Raw genomic sequence first — 18,476 nt, forward strand, 5'->3', positions numbered from 1 at the left:
AGTCCCGTCCGCTCCGCCATCTACTCGAAATAATCAATTTATCAATTTCTTACACTTGGTACACACGCTGTATCACTGTATCATTCTGTGCGTTCAAATTCACACGAAGAAGTCTTTTATGAATGATATTCTCGCTTGTCGGGAGGTGTCGAAAACCTACCACGATGGCGAATCTGAAACCGCCGTACTTTCTAATATTAGTCTTTCAGTTAAAGCCGGAGAACACGTTGCTGTTCTGGGGAGTTCCGGATCTGGAAAAAGCACGCTACTGCATATTCTCGGTGGCCTGGATACCCCGTCACATGGCGAAGTGTGGTTTCAGGGGCAGTCTCTTCAGTCGTTAAAAGCTAAAGCACTTGCAACGCTGCGCAACCAAAAGATGGGATTTATTTACCAGTTTCACCATTTGTTACCTGAATTCACTGCACTGGAGAATGTGTCAATGCCGTTGCTTATCGGGCAATTCGCTCCCAGTGAAGCGCAGATGCGAGCTGGCGATATGCTCAGAGAAGTGGGACTGAGTCATCGTCTTCATCATAAACCTGCCGCGCTATCTGGCGGTGAGAGACAACGGGTGGCTATCGCTCGCGCATTGGTAACTAAGCCTGCGCTGGTACTGGCAGATGAACCCACCGGAAATTTGGACAATAAAACCGGAAACCAGGTTTATGATTTGCTCACTGGACTTAGTCAGTCTAGTGGTACCAGCTTTGTTGTCGTGACCCATGATATTGCCTTGGCGTCTAAAATGGACCGGACTCTTAGGATCCGAGACGGTCAATTGGTGGAAGAGGGTTAAAAACGATGTCGCTAGCCTGGTTCTTAGGTGCCCGTTTCCGACGGGGTAAACAACGCAACGGTTATATTTCCTTTATTTCGTTCTCATCTACGGCGGGCATTGCGCTTGGTTGTTTTGTTCTTATTGTCTTGTTGTCAATTATGAACGGATTTGAACGAGAACTACTCACCCGTATTCTGGCTGTGGTGCCTCATGGCGAGTTGTATTCAATCAGCGATGAAGGTATAGATGACTGGCAGCATGCGGCAAAGAAACTTGGGGAAGATCCACGGATTTCCAGTGTTGAACCCTATACTAAAATAACGGGTATGCTCCAACACAAAGGTAAGCTTAGAGCCATTGAGCTCACAGGGCTGGATTTGTCTTATGCCAAACACGACAGGTGGCGTGATCAGGTAAGCAAGTCTGACTGGGTTACATTTAAAAATGACGAAAACAGCGTATTACTAGGGGCTGGGTTTATGACAAAACTGTCTTTGCAACCAGGTGATCGCATTTCAGTACTCATTCCTACGGCTACCCAGGATTTGTCGTTTAAAGCACCTCATACCATGTCATTAACGGTGGCTGGAGCGTTAAGTATCGGTGGCGAAATGGACAACTATGTTGCCATGATGCATTTGGACAAAGCATCCGTGGAAGCCGGTGTTAGATCCGGCGCCCAAGGCTTACGTTTCAGACTGCAAGACCCTTACAGTGCGTATGAAACCATGCGCAGTATTGGTTACGAATTTCCCCAGGCGGTATACATTTCATACTGGACTCGTACTCAGGGGCACTTATACAACGACATTCAACTTGTCAGAACCGTGGTATATATCGCACTCACGTTAGTTATTGCCGTTGCATGTTTTAATATTGTTTCCTCGCTGGTCATGGCTGTAAGAGAGAAGCGTGGTGCTATCGCAATCTTAAAAACCATGGGGGCTTCTGACCGCCTGATACGGCAAACTTTTGTCATTCAAGGGTTAATTAACGGTGTGTTGGGAATTGTGATCGGTACTGTCAGTGGTGTGTTAGTTGCGCCTAATCTTTCAGCTATTGTTACCTATATTGAAAAGTTGACAGGTGTTACGCTGTTGTCCGGTGATATTTACTTTATAGATTTCTTACCATCGGAACTTCAGTGGGTAGATGTGGCAGTAACGGTAAGCGTTGCTCTTGTTTTGTGTTTACTGGCAACCTGGTATCCGGCATCCAGAGCGGTTAACATCTCACCGGCTTCAGCATTGAATGGCTAAAAAGCGCGGTACGCAAGTACCGCGATGTGCAGCTTTATTTGTTGTGATCGAAATGCTCGAAGTCTACCGTTTCTTCCTTAATACCGGCATTTGGATCATTAAATACGGTTTCATCAAGCTCACCTTCGCTTTTCGCAATAATGCACGATACGGTGCAATCCCCAGTAATATTGACTACGGTACGGGTCATATCGAGCAGACGGTCTACACCGATAATGAGTGCAATACCTTCAACCGGTAAGTTCACTTGTTGCAACACCATGGCCAGCATAATCAGTCCAACGCCGGGAACTCCTGCGGTACCCACCGACGCCAGTGTAGCGGTGAGCACCACCATGAGATAATCACCGAGTGTAAGGTCAACAGCGTAAACCTGAGCGATAAATACGGTGGCTACACCCTGCATAATGGCGGTGCCATCCATATTAATGGTTGAGCCTAAAGGAAGCGTGAATGAAGACACCGATTTGCCAACACCCAGTTTATTTCGGGCCGTTTCCATAGTTACGGGTAGTGTTGCACTGCTGCTTGACGTGGTAAATGCAAACAGTGCAGCATCACGCATCTTTTTTAGCATGGTTAAAGGGCTAAGACCGGTAAAGGATTTTAGCAGCAAAGAATAAGTTAGTAATGCGTGGACAACTAAAACGAACAGAACCAAGAAGAAATATTTCGCCAAGCTGCCAAGCATATCTGCACCAATGGTACTAAATAATTTAGCCATCAAGACAAACACACCGTAAGGCGCGAGGTTCATAATAATCGTTACCAAACGCATAATAATGGTATTAATGTCTTCAAAGATAGCGCCCAGTCGCTTACCTGCTTCACCTGTCATCGCCATGGATACGCCAAACAACACGGCAAAAATAATGATTTGCAACATATTGCCTTCAGCCATTGCCTTAATGGGGTTGGTTGGAAACATGTTGATAATTACCTGGGCAAACGACGGCGCTTCTTTGGCAACGAAATTGGCGTCGGTTGGAATGGTTACACCACTGCCTGGTGCTACCAATAAACCCAGACTGATAGCCAGTGTTATTGCGATAGCCGTTGTTAGAATATAAAGTGCGATGGATTTAAGTCCGAGTCGGCCCAATTTACTTGGGTCGGTGAGGCTGCAAGTACCGCAAACCAGTGATACAAACACTAGTGGAACCACTAACATTTTGAGACTATTAATGAAAATCTGGCCAATGGTAGAGAATATACCTTCTACTACAATTCCATACGTGGAAAAGTTGAAGCCGAATATCGCAAAGTGCAAATCTCCGCTATCATCGAACAAAAGTTGAAGTAAAGCTCCGGTAATGATTCCGGCGCCCATGCCGATAAAGATTTTGGCAGTGAGGCTGAGCTTTTTTGAAGATTGAGACATGAAAGTTTCCTAACAACGATGTTTTTAATTTTTTTATTGCTTTAGTGTGCCAGAATCATATCAGAATGAAATGAGAAATATTTCAATATTGTCAATTACTAGAGGTCCAGGAAGACAACTATGAAAACACTTTCCAAGTCTCTGACGCTGTTCAGTATGCTGTTTTTTTTATTCGCTTGTGGAGGCGGCGATTCACTCAAACGCGACGCCGACACGGACACCGGCTCAGGAGACAGCAGTGATCCAAGTTACACGGTTTCCCTGTCTCTCGTAAACCAAAATAACGACGCAGACCGAAATCTTGCGACAGATAGCCCTTTGACCATAAACGCGACAGTGACTGATGATGAAGGGACACCCGTTGCCGATACACTCATCACATTTTCACTTTCAAATTCTGAGCTGGCCGCATTCAGCAATGATACTGGCACGGCGAGAACCGACGATTCAGGCTCTGCAAGTATTGGTCTGGTTGTGGGCACTGCAGCAGGAGATGGTCAGGTAACGGCAACCCTGCCTGATGGTACAACAGGCACGACCACATTTACGTCCTCGGGAAGCGACGATGACGAGGATGCTGAATACACAGTGGCATTTTCTGTTGTAAATGCTAGTGGCGAAGAAGACAAAAATCTTACGTCAGACAATCCCTTAACCGTAAATCTGTTAGTCGTAGATCAAAACGATAACCCACTTACCGATGCATTGATAACCTTTTCGTTATCTAACGATGATTTAGCTGTGTTTAGCAACGATACAGGCACTGCAAGAACGAACAGTGAAGGCGAGGCAAGCATTGGAATGACACCTGGTGCATTGGCTGGCGACGGCCAAATCACAGTGACGCTACCAGACGGTTCTACCGCCTCTACTACTTTTTCTTCTGCGGGCTCTACGGTGATAAATGACGTACCTGCTGATTTAGAGTTATACGCTAACTCGTTAACACTGGCGTCTTCAGGTTCTGATGAAGTGGAACTCATTGCGTTAGTTAAAAATTCCCGCAGCATCCTGATGGAAGGGGTGGAGGTAACGTTTTCGGCGCCGGTGAACGCCGGGCTGGAAATTCAGCAAGTGGATGAGGTAACAGGTGATAATGGCATAGCAAAAGCCATTGTCACCAGTCAAAACGATGCTTCCGTGAGAACGGTTCAAGTGACGGCGACTGCAGGAGAACAGATCGAGACGGTCAGTATTTTAATAGTTGGAACGGAAGTGACAATCAACGGTGCAAAATCCATGACCGTGAACGATAATACTGAACTTACCATTCGTGTCCAGGATTCAGACGGCACAAATCTGACCAACCAGGAAGTGTTAGTGACGACCACGCTGGGTGAGTTGCGCAACCTTGATGAAGGAACGTCTGGTACTGCTATTTCGACCAACACCGGTACAGAAGGCCAGGGCACAATTCGTTTTGTTGGCACCGCTTCTGGTGTGGCGGTTATTACCGCAAATGCACTAAATGCGAGTTCAGAACAATTCACCGTCACCGTACAGCAGGATGACTTTGGTTTTACTTCTGTTCCAACAAGCGACATTGAAGTTGCTGCAGATAGTAATTACGAAGAGAGTGATTACGCTGAAATTGAAGTGACATGGAACAAAGACGGTACGCCCTTCGCTGGCGGTGAAGTCACGTTTTCTGCTTCAAGAGGCGATATCCGCCCCGGAGATGAAATAGGTACCACCGATCCAAACGGCAAGGTAAGCTTTGCTATTGCATCAACGAATGCGGGCCCGGCTGCCATTACTGCAACAGGTACGGACAACAATGGGCAGGAGGTGAGTGCTGCTATTGAAGTTGAATTTGTGGCAACCAATTCAAACAGTATTCTGGTAGATGCATCGCCGGACCAAATTGGTCCTGACGGGCAAACCAGTACTATTACAGCTATTGTTCGCGACCCTGCCGGAAACCTGGTTAAAAACGAAGTGGTTAACTTTACGGTGAACGATACCAGTACTGGCTCAATATCACCTTCCCAGGCAACCACCGACAGCAATGGTATTGCGTCGACGGTGTTTTCTTCCGGCGGTGTTACCAGTGAGGATGCCGTACTTATTACTGCCACGGTACAGGATAAACCCGGCGTAACGGGCGACGTTACCCTTACCGTCGGCAATCGCGCTTTCGATGTGTCTATTGGTACGGGCAACGAAATCTCGAAGCCGGATTCGACAACCTACCTCAAAGAGTTTGCTGTGTTTGTGACGGATGCAGCGGGGCAACCCGTCGAAGGCGTGCCGTTGACCGCTTCTTCTACCCCAGTCAAATTCAGTGACGGTGGCAAGTATTACAAAGGTCGATGGATTTATATAGATCCGGTTTGGGTGGTGGGCTACACCGCCGAAATAGAAGGTGAGATTGAGCAGTTTTTTGAATACACAGCAGTGTGTGACAACGAAGATATAAACGGCAATGGCATACTGGAAATTGACATTGAAGATACCAATGGTGATGGTTTCTTAACTCCGGGTATTATTGGTTCGCTTACTTTCAAAGACGGTGTAAACGAAACTGATGCCAACGGTCAGGCAACACTTGAGCTGCGCTATCCCCGCGAGTACGCCGCGTTCTACGAAGCAGAGATTACCGCATTTGCTCAGTCTACCGGCAGTGAAGCCAGCGCCAGCATGAAATATCGCTATGGCATAGCTGCGGAGGATGCCTCCAATGAAACCATTCAACCACCTTCCAGTCCGTTTGGAGTAGGTTTTTCTTGTGACAACACTAATTAACTAGTGTGCAGGAAAAAGGCTGCGGGTGAAAAACCGCAGCCTTTTTTACCACTCAATGAATTCAGAGCAACAACAAAATGTTGTCAGTCTGAATCTCCGATTTACAAAGGCGTTTGCTGAAATGGATAAACAGAACCCAGCTTCATAATTTGTGTGAGTTCATCAAGCGCGGTGCGGCTTTCGTTGAGTAGTGTGGGATCCCGCAAGTCGTCTTCGCTCAAGCGATCGCGGTAGTGCTTGTCCACCCACTGGTTCAGCCTGGCGAACAACATGTCATTCATTAGGGTATGAGGATTCGTGGCGGCCAACTCCTGTTCCGTCATGGCAACGCGAAGACGCAGACAAGCTGGGCCGCCACCGTTTTTCATACTTTGTTTAACGTCGAAATACTTCACTTCCTTGATGGGAGTATTCATTGCGGGAAGTTGTTCGAGGTACGCATTGACCGACGGGTTTTCCTGGCATTCTGTCGGCGCGATAATGGCCATGTGACCTTCAGGCAGCGTAATTATCTGGGTGTTGAAAAGATAGGTGCTGACTGCGTCTAAAACAGTAACAGACGTGGTAGGTACTTCGATAAAATGAAGGGGGCTGTCGCCAAATTTCGCTTGAACTTCATTCAATACAGAGCGCGTATTTAAAAATGCCTGTTCGTGATAGAAGAGCACATTTTGATTGCCTACAGAGATAACGTCGTTGTGAAATACGCCTTGGTCAATAACGTCTGGGTTTTGTTGGATGAACACCACGTTCTCGTTGTCAAGACCGTGTAACCGCGCTACGGCTTGACAAGCTTCAAGAGTTTGCCGGGCCGGATACCGTTTAGGAGCGGGCTTGCGACTGTCAAAGGCGCAACGACCATAAACGAATAATTCTACACCTGCGCGACCGTAATCAGAACACAGTCGGGTATGATTCGCTGCGCCTTCATCACCAAAGTGGTCGTTGTCGGGTAAATGCATGTGATGGGCAAAGTGTTTTTCAGATGAGAAGGTCGCTCTTAAAATATTGCCTGTGACAGCAGGTTCCAACGAACGGTGAAACTTATTGGTTAGGTTGGCAGGCGTAAAGTGAATCCGGCCGTCGGCAGTATCGGCGCTGGGTGAGACTGTTGCTGCGTTTGCCGTCCACATGCTAGATGCGGAGCAACAGGCTAAAAACACCTGTGGCGCTTGCTGAGCAGCTAATGCTAAAACCCGAGCATCTGAACCGGTGAAACCAATACGACGCAGTGCGGCAATGTCAGGGCGCTCCTGAGGTGCTAATACACCTTGCTTCATACCCATGTCAGCTAGCGCTTTCATTTTTGTCAGTCCTTGCTTGGCCGCTTGTTTGGGGTTACTAACAGCATTCGCATTACTTTGCGAAGCGACATTACCAACAGACAAACCCGCATAATTGTGGGTAGGACCTACTAAACCGTCAAAATTAACTTCGTATTGCCGCATGTTTTGCCTCTTTCAATGTAAGTTTTTCTATTACTGCTATCATGGACTTGAAATTCTTTCGCAAACCCAAATAAACAGGCTAGTTCAAGTATGTTGGTTTAAAATGGGCCATTTGCGCGGCATTATACGACTTTTAATACGGTTGCCAATGGCGCTGGTTAAAAAGTGAGCGCTGTTTGGTTGTTTTAGCAACGCCGCAAAGAATAACTATGAAGAAGATCTTGTTTTCCATTCACTTTGTAGATATATGTTAAAAAAAGAGAGGGTAGCCACCATATGTCTTTCGTTACCCCAAAGTTTATATAAAACAGAGATAACACTCTGATTAAAAACAGGTTTAATCAATTTTTATGGCAAAATCACTGGTCATTGTAGAGTCACCAGCAAAAGCAAAAACGATAAATAAGTATCTCGGGAAAAATTTTATCGTAAAATCTTCGGTTGGCCACGTTCGCGATTTGCCGACAAAGGCTGTCGGTAATGTTGAACCAAAGAAACCAGCCAAGGAACTGAAGCTTCTCAGCGACAGTGAGCGGGAAGAATATTTAAGAAAATATGAATACCGAAAGCTGGTGGATCGTATGGGGGTTGACCCAGAAGCCAATTGGAAAGCGCATTATCAGGTATTACAAGGCAAAGAGAAAGTAGTCAACGAACTAAAAAAGTTGGCAAAAGATGCTGATACCGTATATCTGGCTACGGATTTGGACCGCGAAGGGGAGGCCATTGCCTGGCACTTAAGGGAGTTACTGGGCGAAAAAGGCAAAACGTATCAGCGGGTTGTTTTTAACGAAATTACGAAAAATGCTATCCAGGAAGCGTTTTCTCATCCTGGAGAGGTGAATACCGACAGAGTGAATGCGCAGCAGGCGCGCCGGTTCCTCGACCGCGTTGTTGGTTTTATGGTCTCGCCACTGTTGTGGAAAAAAATTGCTCGCGGACTTTCAGCTGGGCGGGTGCAGTCTGTCGCAGTCCGCCTGGTGGTTGAGCGCGAACGGGAAATCAAGGCGTTCGTTCCTGAAGAGTTCTGGGACGTTCATGCCGATTTAACCTCTGCACAACAGCAACAGCTAAGAATGTTAGTTAGCCGTTTCCAGGACAGACCGTTTAAACCTAAAAATAAGGCTGAAACTGATGTTGCACTGGCGCAATTGAATGCGTCGCCGTATGTTGTTGACAGCCGGGAATCCAAGCCAACCCAAAGTAAACCATCCGCACCGTTTATTACTTCTACCCTGCAACAGGCGGCGAGTACGCGATTGGGTTTTGGGGTGAAGAAAACCATGATGTTGGCGCAGCGTTTGTATGAAGCTGGGCATATTACTTATATGCGTACGGATTCAACCAACCTTAGCCAGGAAGCATTGGACAACTGTCGTCAGTTTATCGAGGAAAGCTTCGGAAATCGGTATTTACCGGATAGCCCCATTCGCTATGGTAGCAAAGAAGGCGCGCAGGAGGCTCACGAGGCGATTCGACCGTCTAATGTAACTGTACAGGCCACATCGCTAAAAGAGATGGAGAGAGACGCACAAAGGTTGTATGAACTTATTTGGCGTCAGTTTGTGGCTTGTCAGATGACAAACGCAAAATACGATGCCACTACCATCAAAGTGTCTGCCGGTGAGTACGAACTGGTTGCAAAAGGTCGTGTTCTTAAATTTGATGGTTGGACTAGGGTTCAGCCTCAATTGCGCAAAAAAGGTGAGGAAGAGCGTTTGCTGCCGGATGTGAAGCAGGGCGATGCTCTGGATTTACAGGCCCTTGACCCTAAACAGCATTTTACCAAGCCAGTAGCGAGGTTTAATGAAGCGTCGCTGGTAAAAGAGCTTGAAAAGCGCGGCATAGGCAGACCGTCTACTTACGCCAGCATTATCTCTACCATCCAGGACCGTGGTTACGTACGTTTGGAGAACAAGCGCTTCTATGCAGAAAAAATGGGTGAAATCGTAAATGATCGCTTGATGGAAAATTTCGATGATCTGATGAGCTATGATTTTACGGCAAACATGGAACAGCATCTGGATGATATTGCCGATGGCAAAAAGAATTGGAAACAGGTGCTGGATGCCTTCTACGAGGATTTCTATGCCAAGCTGCTACAGGCGGAAAAAGCGGCTGAAGAAGGAGGTATGCGCGCAAATCAAGCGGTGCCATCGGGTATAACGTGTGACAAGTGCGGCCGGGAGATGAATGTGCGCACGGCGTCAACGGGCGTGTTTTTAGGTTGTTCAGGATACAACTTACCGCCGAAAGAGCGCTGTACCAATACCATGAATCTCACCTCCGGTGATGAAGTGGTTAAGGTTGAGGACGAAGAAGAGCTGGAAACTGAAGCCCTGCGGGCTAAACGTCGTTGTCAGGTTTGTGGCACTGCTATGGACAGCTATCTGGTAGATGAGAAACGCAAACTCCACGTGTGCGGAAATACCCCCACGTGTCCAGGCACTTATGTGGAAAGCGGCACGTTCAAAATTAAAGGTTATGACGGCCCTATAATTGAATGTGACAAGTGCGGCAGCGATATGGAGTTGAAAAACGGTCGCTTTGGCAAATACTTTGGTTGTACCAGCGAAACCTGTAAAAATACCCGTAAGTTATTGCGCAATGGCGAGGCTGCACCACCTAAAGAAGATCCGGTGGATCTTCCCGAGTTACCGTGTGAAAAGACAGATGCCCACTTTGTACTTCGCGATGGCGCGTCGGGCATATTTTTAGCCGCCCACAATTTCCCTAAATCACGGGAAACACGGGCCCCTAAAGTTGCTGAACTTGCGCGGTTCCGGGATCGCATTTCTCCCAAATTCTATTATTTGGCAGATGCGCCTCAGGAAGATCCCGATGGTAACCCGACCATCGTTCGCTTTAGCCGTAAAACTAAGCAGCAGTACGTTATGTCTGAGAACGAAAGCGGTAAATCTACTGGTTGGTCTGCATGGTATGAAGGCGGAAAGTGGGTTACACAGGACAAAAAGAAAAAATAGGCTCTGAACATATGGCATCTTTACAAGACCAACTACTCAAGGCTGGTCTCGCGGATAAATCGTCTGCGAAACAAGCCAGAGCAGCAAAGCGAAAAAAACAAAAACTCAAGAATAAAAACCAGGATATTGGCGTTGACGAGGCGCGGTTGGCTGCTGAAAAAGCAGCAGAAGAGAAAAAAATAAAAGATCGCGAGTTGAATGAGCAGCAACAAAAAGCCCGCGAAAAGCGTTCTATTGCCGCACAGATAAAGCAACTGATCGAGGTTAACAAACAGCCGCGCAAAGGAGAGACGCTGCTCAATTTTACTCACAATAACGTAGTGAAGCGCATGTATGTCAGCGTTGACATTCACAAACAAGTAACGAAAGGGCGTTTGGCAGTGGTATTGCTCGATGATGCATACGAACTTGTGCCAACACCAGTGGCAGACAAAATCGCTCAGCGTGACGAGACGTTTGTCATTTATCGCGCTGACTTGGATACAAAAGGCACAGATGGTAAAGAACAAGATGAAGACGATTGGTATGCTGAGTATGAAATCCCCGATGATTTAACCTGGTAACAGGGTGTTTGCAGTACGACGCTTCAGCGCGTGCTGCTTACGTTTATCAACGAGACGCTATACAATCCATTTCAGGGCGTCCAGGGTTCTTTTTCTCAGCGGTTTATTCAGCTTCCAGTGCCCAGGACTCCAGCCCATCAGAAACCTGCAAAAGTCAGCACATGCCAGGTTATACAATTGCTGCCATTCCTTCACCACAGCGTAGGCGATCTCCTGTGTGCGATAGCTTCAGCCTTGTCTTTCAACGGGGAGGCTGGCATAGCCTGCCACTCGTCTAAACGGGTATAAAAGTGCCAATAAGTGCCTTCTCGCCACACTTGTTTGTCACTCAAGTTGAGAAATTTGCCGTGAAAATGGGCCAACCACGAGAGGACACTCTTGGTTTGATTAACGGACAAAGCTTTACACCGCAAGGGGAATCCACGGTTTAAATCTTCCAGCATTAATAAAGTGGCGTCATCATTGACTCCAATAAAAAAGGCCGTACAGAGTCGTACGGCCTTATCGGACTTGCTCAAATTAATGAGTTAGTTTACAGCTTCTTCTTGTGTTTTCTCCGCATCACTAAACTCTGCAGGCAGTGTCATAGGTGCAGATGCAGAAGACGTAGCGCTGGAAACAGACGCAAATTTGCCAGATTTTACCAGTGTAGGACGCTTGTCATCGGGTTTTGCGATTGACGCTGCAATACCAAACTCTGCGTCAACTTGTGCAGGCAACGTCATTGGATGGGAAGCCGACTTCTGTCCTAAACTTCGGGTAGGTGTAAAGCCGTGTATTTCTGTGGCTATAACCTTCGTTTTTGCTGGCGTAGAAGCGTCAGCTTCGACTATTTTCTCTGGCACAGGTGATTGCTTAGGATCTTCAGAAAACGCAGCCTGCTCAGACTCCTTAGTTTCGTTGGCTATACCTGTGCTATCTTCTAGTATTTCAGGCTGAACCGTGTCCGATACAGGGCTTTCGCTAATGTCTGCTTTTTCTTCTGTAGCCAGGTTTATTTCAACCTGTTTCGGCGCACTAATTCTATCACCTTCTACGCGAACACGGGGTTTTTGTGCTCGGGTAGATTTAGGCTGTGCGTCATTTTCACTGTCAGAGATGTCGAACTGTAGTTCATCCTGCACGGCTTCTTTGGCTTGAATACCTTGTTCGCTTTGGGCAGACCCAGTTGTTGTATCAGGTTGCTCTTTCTCTGTTTCACCATGGTTTACGAATGTACTGTCCGATTGAGTGGCCGACTCAACGTGATTTACTTCATCCATTATATCGTTTGCACTGTCTGCGTCAGCAGATACTGACTCAGACGCTGGTGCATCTGTGTTGTCTGAGTGCAGAGCTTCAGGGCTATCCTGTTCTTTGCGTCTGCGTTGACCCGCTGCCCGCACGTGTCTCGGAGAACGTCTTGAACGCCCACGAGCTTCGCGCTTCTGTCCACTATCATCACTTGATTGTGGTTGTTGCTCATCGGTGTCCTGAGAAGCTACATCCCCTTCAGCAGGTCTGGCCGGTTCACCCTGGTCAATGGACGCTGCTGGGGTTGGTTGACCTGCTTTAGAATCGTTAGCTTCATTCTCAACAGGAGCAGAGGTTGCAGCTACAACAGTGTTTTCACTGACCACTTCGGCTGGAGCAACTATTTTTTCCGCAGGTGTCGCTGGTGCCGATTGTGCGTCCGCATTGGCGGCCAGCGGTGCGTTTTGTTGTTTTTGCTGCTGGCTGTCGTTTTGCACGCGAACACTACGACGTTTGTCACGGCGCTTGCGTCGTTCAGCAACTTGTTTCTTGCGAGCTGGTTTTACTTCCTGAGTATCATCCTGAGGTGATTTGTCGCTTTGTTGCTCGCTTTGCTTAATGTCTTGTTTGGTGTTTTTCTCATCGTGATTTCTGCGCTTCTGCTTTGGCTTGTTGCGCTTGTCGTCCGGGCGTTTGGCAGACGATTTATTCTCGTCTCTTTCTACCTGAGGATCGTTTTGTTTACCGCGACGATTGCGATTATTACGAGGCTTGCGATTGCGGTTGTCGTTATTTCTAGGGCGACGGGGTTTGGTATCAGCGTCTGCTTTCTTCGGCTCTTTTTCATCTTCACCACCGAGAATAAGGGATATCCACTTGCCAAGCTTGGTGAATAGATTTCCCGAGGAAGCGACTTCTTTTGGAGCTTCCTGTGGTTGACGAGGCGCCGGTGTCGGGGGCGCTTCTGTAGGAGCAACCAGACCTTTCAAAGCTGGTTCTTCGCGTTTTACTGGTGCCGCACTAGGCTGGAATGAGGTGTCTTCGTCGCTTTCCTTGAGGCCAACATTGTAACTCGCCTCAGACACAACTTCATCAGGACGGTGTCTGACTACTTCATAGTGGGGCGTATCCAGGTTAGGGTTGGGTATCAGCAGCAGGGAAACGTTGTGACGCTTTTCGATAACATTGATCGATTTGCGCTTTTCGTTTACCAGATATGTAGCGACTGGTACAGGAAGCTGTGCTTCAATTTGCCCTGTGTTGTCTTTAATGGCTTCTTCTTCCATGATGCGAAGAATAGACAACGCCAATGACTCAGTACCGCGTATGGTTCCGTGACCGGAGCAACGAGGACAGACGTGATGGGCGGATTCACCTAATGATGGACGCAATCGCTGACGCGACATTTCCAACAAACCGAAACGAGAAATGCGCCCAAGCTGAACCCGGGCACGATCTGAGCGCACGGCATCTTTCATGCGATTTTCAACTTCGCGCTGATGACGTACAGGCGTCATATCTATAAAGTCAATAACGACAAGTCCACCGAGGTCGCGCAATCGCAATTGACGGGCGATTTCATCGGCCGCTTCAAGGTTGGTATTTAGCGCAGTTTCTTCAATATCACCGCCCTTGGTAGCGCGGGCTGAGTTAATATCGATAGATGTCAGTGCTTCAGTGGGGTCGATGACAATAGAACCGCCTGAAGGCAGGCGAACTTCCCGTTGAAACGCAGATTCTATCTGGCTTTCAATCTGGTAGTGGCTGAACAGGGGAACGTCGCCTTTGTACAGTTTAACCCGACTGGCGAAATCTGGGCGAACCAATTCTATGTGTTGTAGCGCCTCTTCATAGATACTGGTTTTATCGATGAGTATTTCACCGATATCCCGACGCAGGTAATCTCGGATAGCACGCACAATAACATTGCTTTCCTGGTGGATTAAAAACGGCGCTGCACGGTTTGCGGCCACGTCAGAAATAGCCTGCCAGTGTTTGAGAAGGACTTTTAAATCCCACTCTAATTCTTCGTAGGATTTCCCCACACCAGCGGTGCGCACAATCAGGCCCATGCCGTCAGGTAAATCCAAGCGAGAGAGGGAATCTTTGAGATCGTTGCGCTCGTCGCCTTCAATTCTTCTTGAAATACCGCCTGCCCGGGGGTTGTTAGGCATAAGCACTAAGTAACTGCCGGCTAAGGACAGAAACGTGGTTAACGCCGCGCCTTTTTGGCCGCGTTCTTCTTTGTCGATTTGAACAATAACTTCCTGGCCTTCTTTAATCACGTCTTTTATGTTAGGACGGCCTTCGAATTTGTAACCTTTGGGGAAGTAAGTTCGCGCAATTTCTTTGAGGGGAAGGAATCCGTGGCGATCAGCGCCATAATCAACAAAAGCGGCTTCAAGACTGGGTTCTACCCGGGTGATTTTACCTTTGTAGATATTGGCTTTTTTTTGCTCGTGCCCGGGACTTTCAATATCAAGATCATACAGCCGCTGCCCATCTACCAAGGCAACGCGCAACTCTTCTTGTTGAGTTGCGTTAATTAACATTCTTTTCATTGTATCTAACTCTGTTTGTACAGCCGAATAGACACAAAATCAAAATGACGCGTGCAAACACTCATCACCCAGCCTCCCGGCTGTGTGCGGAATTTGTTGTACAGTCGCATTACCCTGCGCTCGTATAAATAGCGCTATTTTCGTGGGTGTCGGGAACGACGGCCCTTACTTTTACTTATATTCCCCCGAGATAACGTTGCTCGGGAAAAGGTCAATTTAATTCTGTTTGGCTAAACGGCGAACTTTTATTTTAAAATTTAGTCGGTGCTTCGTTTTAAAGGCTTTTGTGCTGCCGATATAAACTGGGCTAATCAGATAATTCACGTGCCCGCCCGACATTCATGGTTCATGCTAAAGTTCGAACCGGATTTTGTTGTTGGCTTTAGTCAACAATGATTAAGGCAATAGCAAAATCCTGTGGATTATCTCACCATATGTCAGACTTAAGCAAGTAAACTTCAGGCTAATTTTCCGTGAAGCAGATAATATTTCTCTTTAATCGTGACAATTGCGCGGTACATTCTTTCGAGAACATCTGTTTCCGAGTGTGTGGGTATTCTGAAAATAGCGTTTTATCCACTATTTTGCTTTAGGTAAACCCGGTGTGTCAGTTATACTTGCCACCATGAAAAATGAAATTACTCAAAAAGTTCGCTTTGTAACTATCGAGTCCGATCTCGCGGGGCAGCGAGTGGATAACTTTTTGCGCACACAATTAAAAGGCGTGCCTAAAAGTATGATTTACCGCATTTTGCGAAAGGGTGAAGTTCGGGTAAACAAGGGGCGGGTAAAGCCCGATTACAAACTCGTCGCCAATGATCTTGTTCGCATCCCGCCGGTGCGTATTGCCGAAGTGAAAGACACGCCCAATCCCAAACTCGAGAAAGTCGCCGAACTTGAATCCTGCATTCTTTATGAAGATGAAAGAATACTGGTTATTAATAAACCGTCCGGCACTGCCGTGCACGGTGGCAGTGGGTTAAATTTCGGGCTTATTGAAGGGCTTCGTGCGCTGAGGCCTCAGGCCAGTTTTATGGAGTTAGTACACCGGCTAGACCGCGATACCTCCGGCTGCATTCTCATTGCCAAAAAACGCTCCGCACTCCGTCATCTCCACGCTCAGTTGCGTGAAGGTCAAATGGACAAGCGTTATCAGGCACTCGTTGCCGGCGCCTGGCCAGAAAATCGCTTCAAAGTTAAAGCCCCTTTGTTGAAAAATGTGTTGCAATCCGGCGAACGTCTGGTCAGTGTCAATGACAATGGCAAACCCTCGGAAACACGTTTTCGCATCTTGCAGCGCTTTACCGGGGCAACTTTGGTTGAAGCCTCACCCATTACCGGGCGGACTCACCAAATTCGCGTGCATTGCCAACATGCCGGGCATGCAATTGCTTGTGATCCAAAATATGGCGATGTTCATTTCGACGACCAAATGCGTCGCTTGGGCTTAAAACGCTTGTTTTTGCACGCAGCGAGTATCCGTTTTATTCATCCTGGTACTGAAGAGACAGTGCGATTTGATGCGCCACTGGACAGTGCGTTAACAAACTCAATTAAGCAGTTAAATGAAATCCTATAAACTTATTATTTTCGATTGGGATGGCACGTTGATGGATTCCGCAGCGAAGATCATCAAGTGTATGCAGTTGGCCGCAGAGCGTTGTGATGCGCCCATACCTACTCCAGAAGATGTCGGAGGGATCATTGGTATTAGCCTGCGTCCGGCGATACAAACCCTTTTTCAGCTCACCGATGATCAACGAACAGACCAACTTGTGGATGCCTACAAAGCGGTGTTCATCGAGCAAGATCAAATTCCAAGCCCGCTGTTTGACGGGGCGGCAGACATGTTGGCAGCGCTTAAAGCCAATGGCAAAACCCTTGCTGTTGCTACGGGCAAAGCACGGCGCGGCTTAGACCGCGCGTGGGCGAATACCAACACACGACAATATTTTACTTACTCACGTACAGCGGATGATGCCGAATCAAAACCCTCCGCGGATATGATTATTCAACTGCTGACGGAATCAGGTGTGGCACCACACGAGACCGTCATGATAGGAGACACAACGTTTGACATGCAGATGGCGAGAGATGCCGGTATCGATCGCATCGGCGTCTCCTATGGTGTTCATGCCGCTTTGCATTTAGAGGCGTTTGACCCTCAAACCATTGTCCGTGATATCGATGAACTTAAGCGATGGTTGCTACCGACTTGAGGTCGCTAAAGCGAGGAGATCTACATCGAATTCTTTGAGTATATCTCTGAGCAACATTACCGGCAGGCCAATCAGCGCCTGCGGATCTCTGGAATCAATGCGATCAAACAGCAATACGCCTTTTCCTTCAGATTTAAAGCTTCCGGCACAATCGTACGGGGTTTCACTGCGCAAGTACCGTGAAATATCTTGTGACGTTAAAGGTAGGAAATGGACAGTGGTGTTATCCATGCCCGTGATTTCTTTTTGTTCATTGTATTTTACAACGCTCAATGCCGTATGGAAAACAACGCGTTTGCCACTGCACAGTGCCAGTTGTTTTGCGGCAGCATCATAGTGATGGGGTTTGCCTAGAATCACGGTCCTTCCTTGCCCGTCAGAAACGCAAGCAACTTGATCTGAACCAATGACAAGGGCTTCTCTGTGTACAGCAGCTACTGTTTTTGCTTTTTCTGCGGCTAGTCGCGCAGCAAGCTTGTCTGGCGCCTCGCCGTCCATCGGGGTCTCATCAATGTACGGCGCAATGCAGCAAGTTTCAACTCCGAGTGCTGTCATTTGGGCTTGGCGGTAACGGGATGAACTGGCCAGAATAAAAGGTGGAGTGGACACTGTTGTCATATCGGCATAGTCGTGTTGATGTATGATAATGTAAAGTCTGACCGATTCCGAAGCTGAGGTCTATGCCGGAGAGAAGAGAAATAGGGCAAATTACGGTGAAATGCGATTAATGCTTTGACAGTGTTAAGGCAAATCTATATTATGCGCGCCCTATGCAGAAAGTGAAATTACCTCATTCCGTCGACCCGGTCAAAAGCGCCGTTAAACGTTCCGATTACAGGGGCGTGATTGCGAGCAAAGACATGGTGCGATTAAATGAAGCTGTTGTCAGTTGTGATGAATGGGTGAACGCCGAAGTACAGTTCGAAAAAGACGCGCAGGGTCTTACTGTCTTTCACGGTCACTTACAAACACAGGTAACACTTATCTGTCAGCGGTGCAATGGTGAGTTTACTCACGACCTTTATTCAGAGTTTTGTTTTAGTCCGGTGCAGGGACAAGCAGACGATGATGAAGGATTGCCCGAAGCTTATGAACCGGTAGAGGTCAACGACCACGGAGAAGTCAGTCTACTTCAAATTTTTGAAGACGAACTGATTATTTCTTTGCCTATTGTCGCCCTTCATGCAGAGAAGGATTGCGCGGTGAGTAAAGACGATATGTCATTCGGCAAAATTGACCCGGCGAATGAGCGACCAAACCCTTTCGCGGTTTTGAAAGAACTTAAGCGAGACCAGGAGTAAG

The 18,476-nt window shown here is 47.5% G+C and carries 13 protein-coding genes; 8 read left to right on the top strand and 5 right to left on the bottom strand.

Features of this window, described 5'->3' with window-relative positions; genetic code table 11:
* The first annotated feature begins 118 nt into the window (after positions 1 to 118).
* On the top strand, positions 119 to 799 hold the full coding sequence (gene lolD / locus KO518_RS12925; RefSeq protein WP_216026226.1) for a lipoprotein-releasing ABC transporter ATP-binding protein LolD: 681 nt from the start codon (positions 119 to 121) through the stop codon (positions 797 to 799).
* Positions 800 to 804: 5 nt separating this feature from the next.
* Complete coding sequence (gene lolE, locus KO518_RS12930) at positions 805 to 2,040, top strand: lipoprotein-releasing ABC transporter permease subunit LolE (protein ID WP_216026227.1); 1,236 nt, start codon at positions 805 to 807, stop codon at positions 2,038 to 2,040.
* A gap of 34 nt (positions 2,041 to 2,074) precedes the next feature.
* On the opposite strand, the gene KO518_RS12935 is transcribed toward lolE, so the two are convergent.
* On the bottom strand, positions 2,075 to 3,421 hold the full coding sequence (locus tag KO518_RS12935; protein WP_216026228.1) for a dicarboxylate/amino acid:cation symporter: 1,347 nt from the start codon (positions 3,419 to 3,421) through the stop codon (positions 2,075 to 2,077).
* 120 nt (positions 3,422 to 3,541) lie between these two features.
* Here KO518_RS12935 and KO518_RS12940 point away from each other — a divergent pair, with 120 nt between their 5' ends.
* Positions 3,542 to 6,166 carry an Ig-like domain-containing protein gene (locus KO518_RS12940; protein WP_216026229.1) on the top strand — a complete coding sequence of 875 codons (2,625 nt, stop codon included), beginning with the start codon at positions 3,542 to 3,544 and terminating at the stop codon, positions 6,164 to 6,166.
* Between the two features lie 101 nt (positions 6,167 to 6,267).
* On the opposite strand, the gene astB is transcribed toward KO518_RS12940, so the two are convergent.
* Complete coding sequence (gene astB / locus KO518_RS12945) at positions 6,268 to 7,614, bottom strand: N-succinylarginine dihydrolase (protein WP_216026230.1); 1,347 nt, start codon at positions 7,612 to 7,614, stop codon at positions 6,268 to 6,270.
* 350 nt (positions 7,615 to 7,964) lie between these two features.
* On the opposite strand from astB, the gene topA reads away from it, so the two are divergent.
* On the top strand, positions 7,965 to 10,598 hold the full coding sequence (gene topA / locus KO518_RS12950; RefSeq protein ID WP_216026231.1) for a type I DNA topoisomerase: 2,634 nt from the start codon (positions 7,965 to 7,967) through the stop codon (positions 10,596 to 10,598).
* Positions 10,599 to 10,609: 11 nt separating this feature from the next.
* Positions 10,610 to 11,161, top strand: a complete 552-nt coding sequence (locus tag KO518_RS12955; RefSeq protein ID WP_216026232.1) for a DUF2058 domain-containing protein — start codon at positions 10,610 to 10,612, stop codon at positions 11,159 to 11,161.
* A 191-nt stretch (positions 11,162 to 11,352) separates the two neighbouring features.
* Here KO518_RS12955 and KO518_RS12960 read toward each other — a convergent pair whose 3' ends face one another.
* A complete protein-coding gene (locus KO518_RS12960) occupies positions 11,353 to 11,559 on the bottom strand; it encodes a hypothetical protein (RefSeq protein ID WP_216026233.1) in 207 nt (68 codons plus the stop codon).
* A 129-nt stretch (positions 11,560 to 11,688) separates the two neighbouring features.
* A complete protein-coding gene (gene rne / locus KO518_RS12965; protein WP_216026234.1) occupies positions 11,689 to 14,955 on the bottom strand; it encodes a ribonuclease E in 3,267 nt (1,088 codons plus the stop codon).
* Positions 14,956 to 15,580: 625 nt separating this feature from the next.
* Between rne and rluC the strand changes: the two genes are divergently transcribed.
* Both rluC and KO518_RS12975 read left to right on the top strand, forming a co-directional pair.
* Positions 15,581 to 16,534 carry a 23S rRNA pseudouridine(955/2504/2580) synthase RluC gene (gene rluC / locus KO518_RS12970; RefSeq protein ID WP_216026898.1) on the top strand — a complete coding sequence of 318 codons (954 nt, stop codon included), beginning with the start codon at positions 15,581 to 15,583 and terminating at the stop codon, positions 16,532 to 16,534.
* Positions 16,521 to 17,174, top strand: a complete 654-nt coding sequence (locus KO518_RS12975) for an HAD-IA family hydrolase (protein WP_216026235.1) — start codon at positions 16,521 to 16,523, stop codon at positions 17,172 to 17,174. The genes rluC and KO518_RS12975 overlap by 14 nt, the downstream gene beginning before the upstream one ends.
* On the opposite strand, the gene KO518_RS12980 is transcribed toward KO518_RS12975, so the two are convergent.
* Positions 17,163 to 17,792, bottom strand: coding sequence for a nucleoside triphosphate pyrophosphatase (locus KO518_RS12980; protein ID WP_216026236.1), 630 nt, complete (start codon positions 17,790 to 17,792; stop codon positions 17,163 to 17,165). The two genes, KO518_RS12975 and KO518_RS12980, sit on opposite strands and share 12 nt — an antisense overlap.
* A gap of 152 nt (positions 17,793 to 17,944) precedes the next feature.
* Between KO518_RS12980 and yceD the strand changes: the two genes are divergently transcribed.
* On the top strand, positions 17,945 to 18,475 hold the full coding sequence (gene yceD / locus KO518_RS12985; protein ID WP_216026237.1) for a 23S rRNA accumulation protein YceD: 531 nt from the start codon (positions 17,945 to 17,947) through the stop codon (positions 18,473 to 18,475).
* The last annotated feature ends 1 nt before the right edge of the window (position 18,476 follow it).

Origin of the sequence: Aestuariibacter sp. A3R04, from assembly GCF_018860805.1 — a bacterium.
In the GTDB taxonomy this organism is placed as follows: domain Bacteria; phylum Pseudomonadota; class Gammaproteobacteria; order Enterobacterales; family Alteromonadaceae; genus Alteromonas.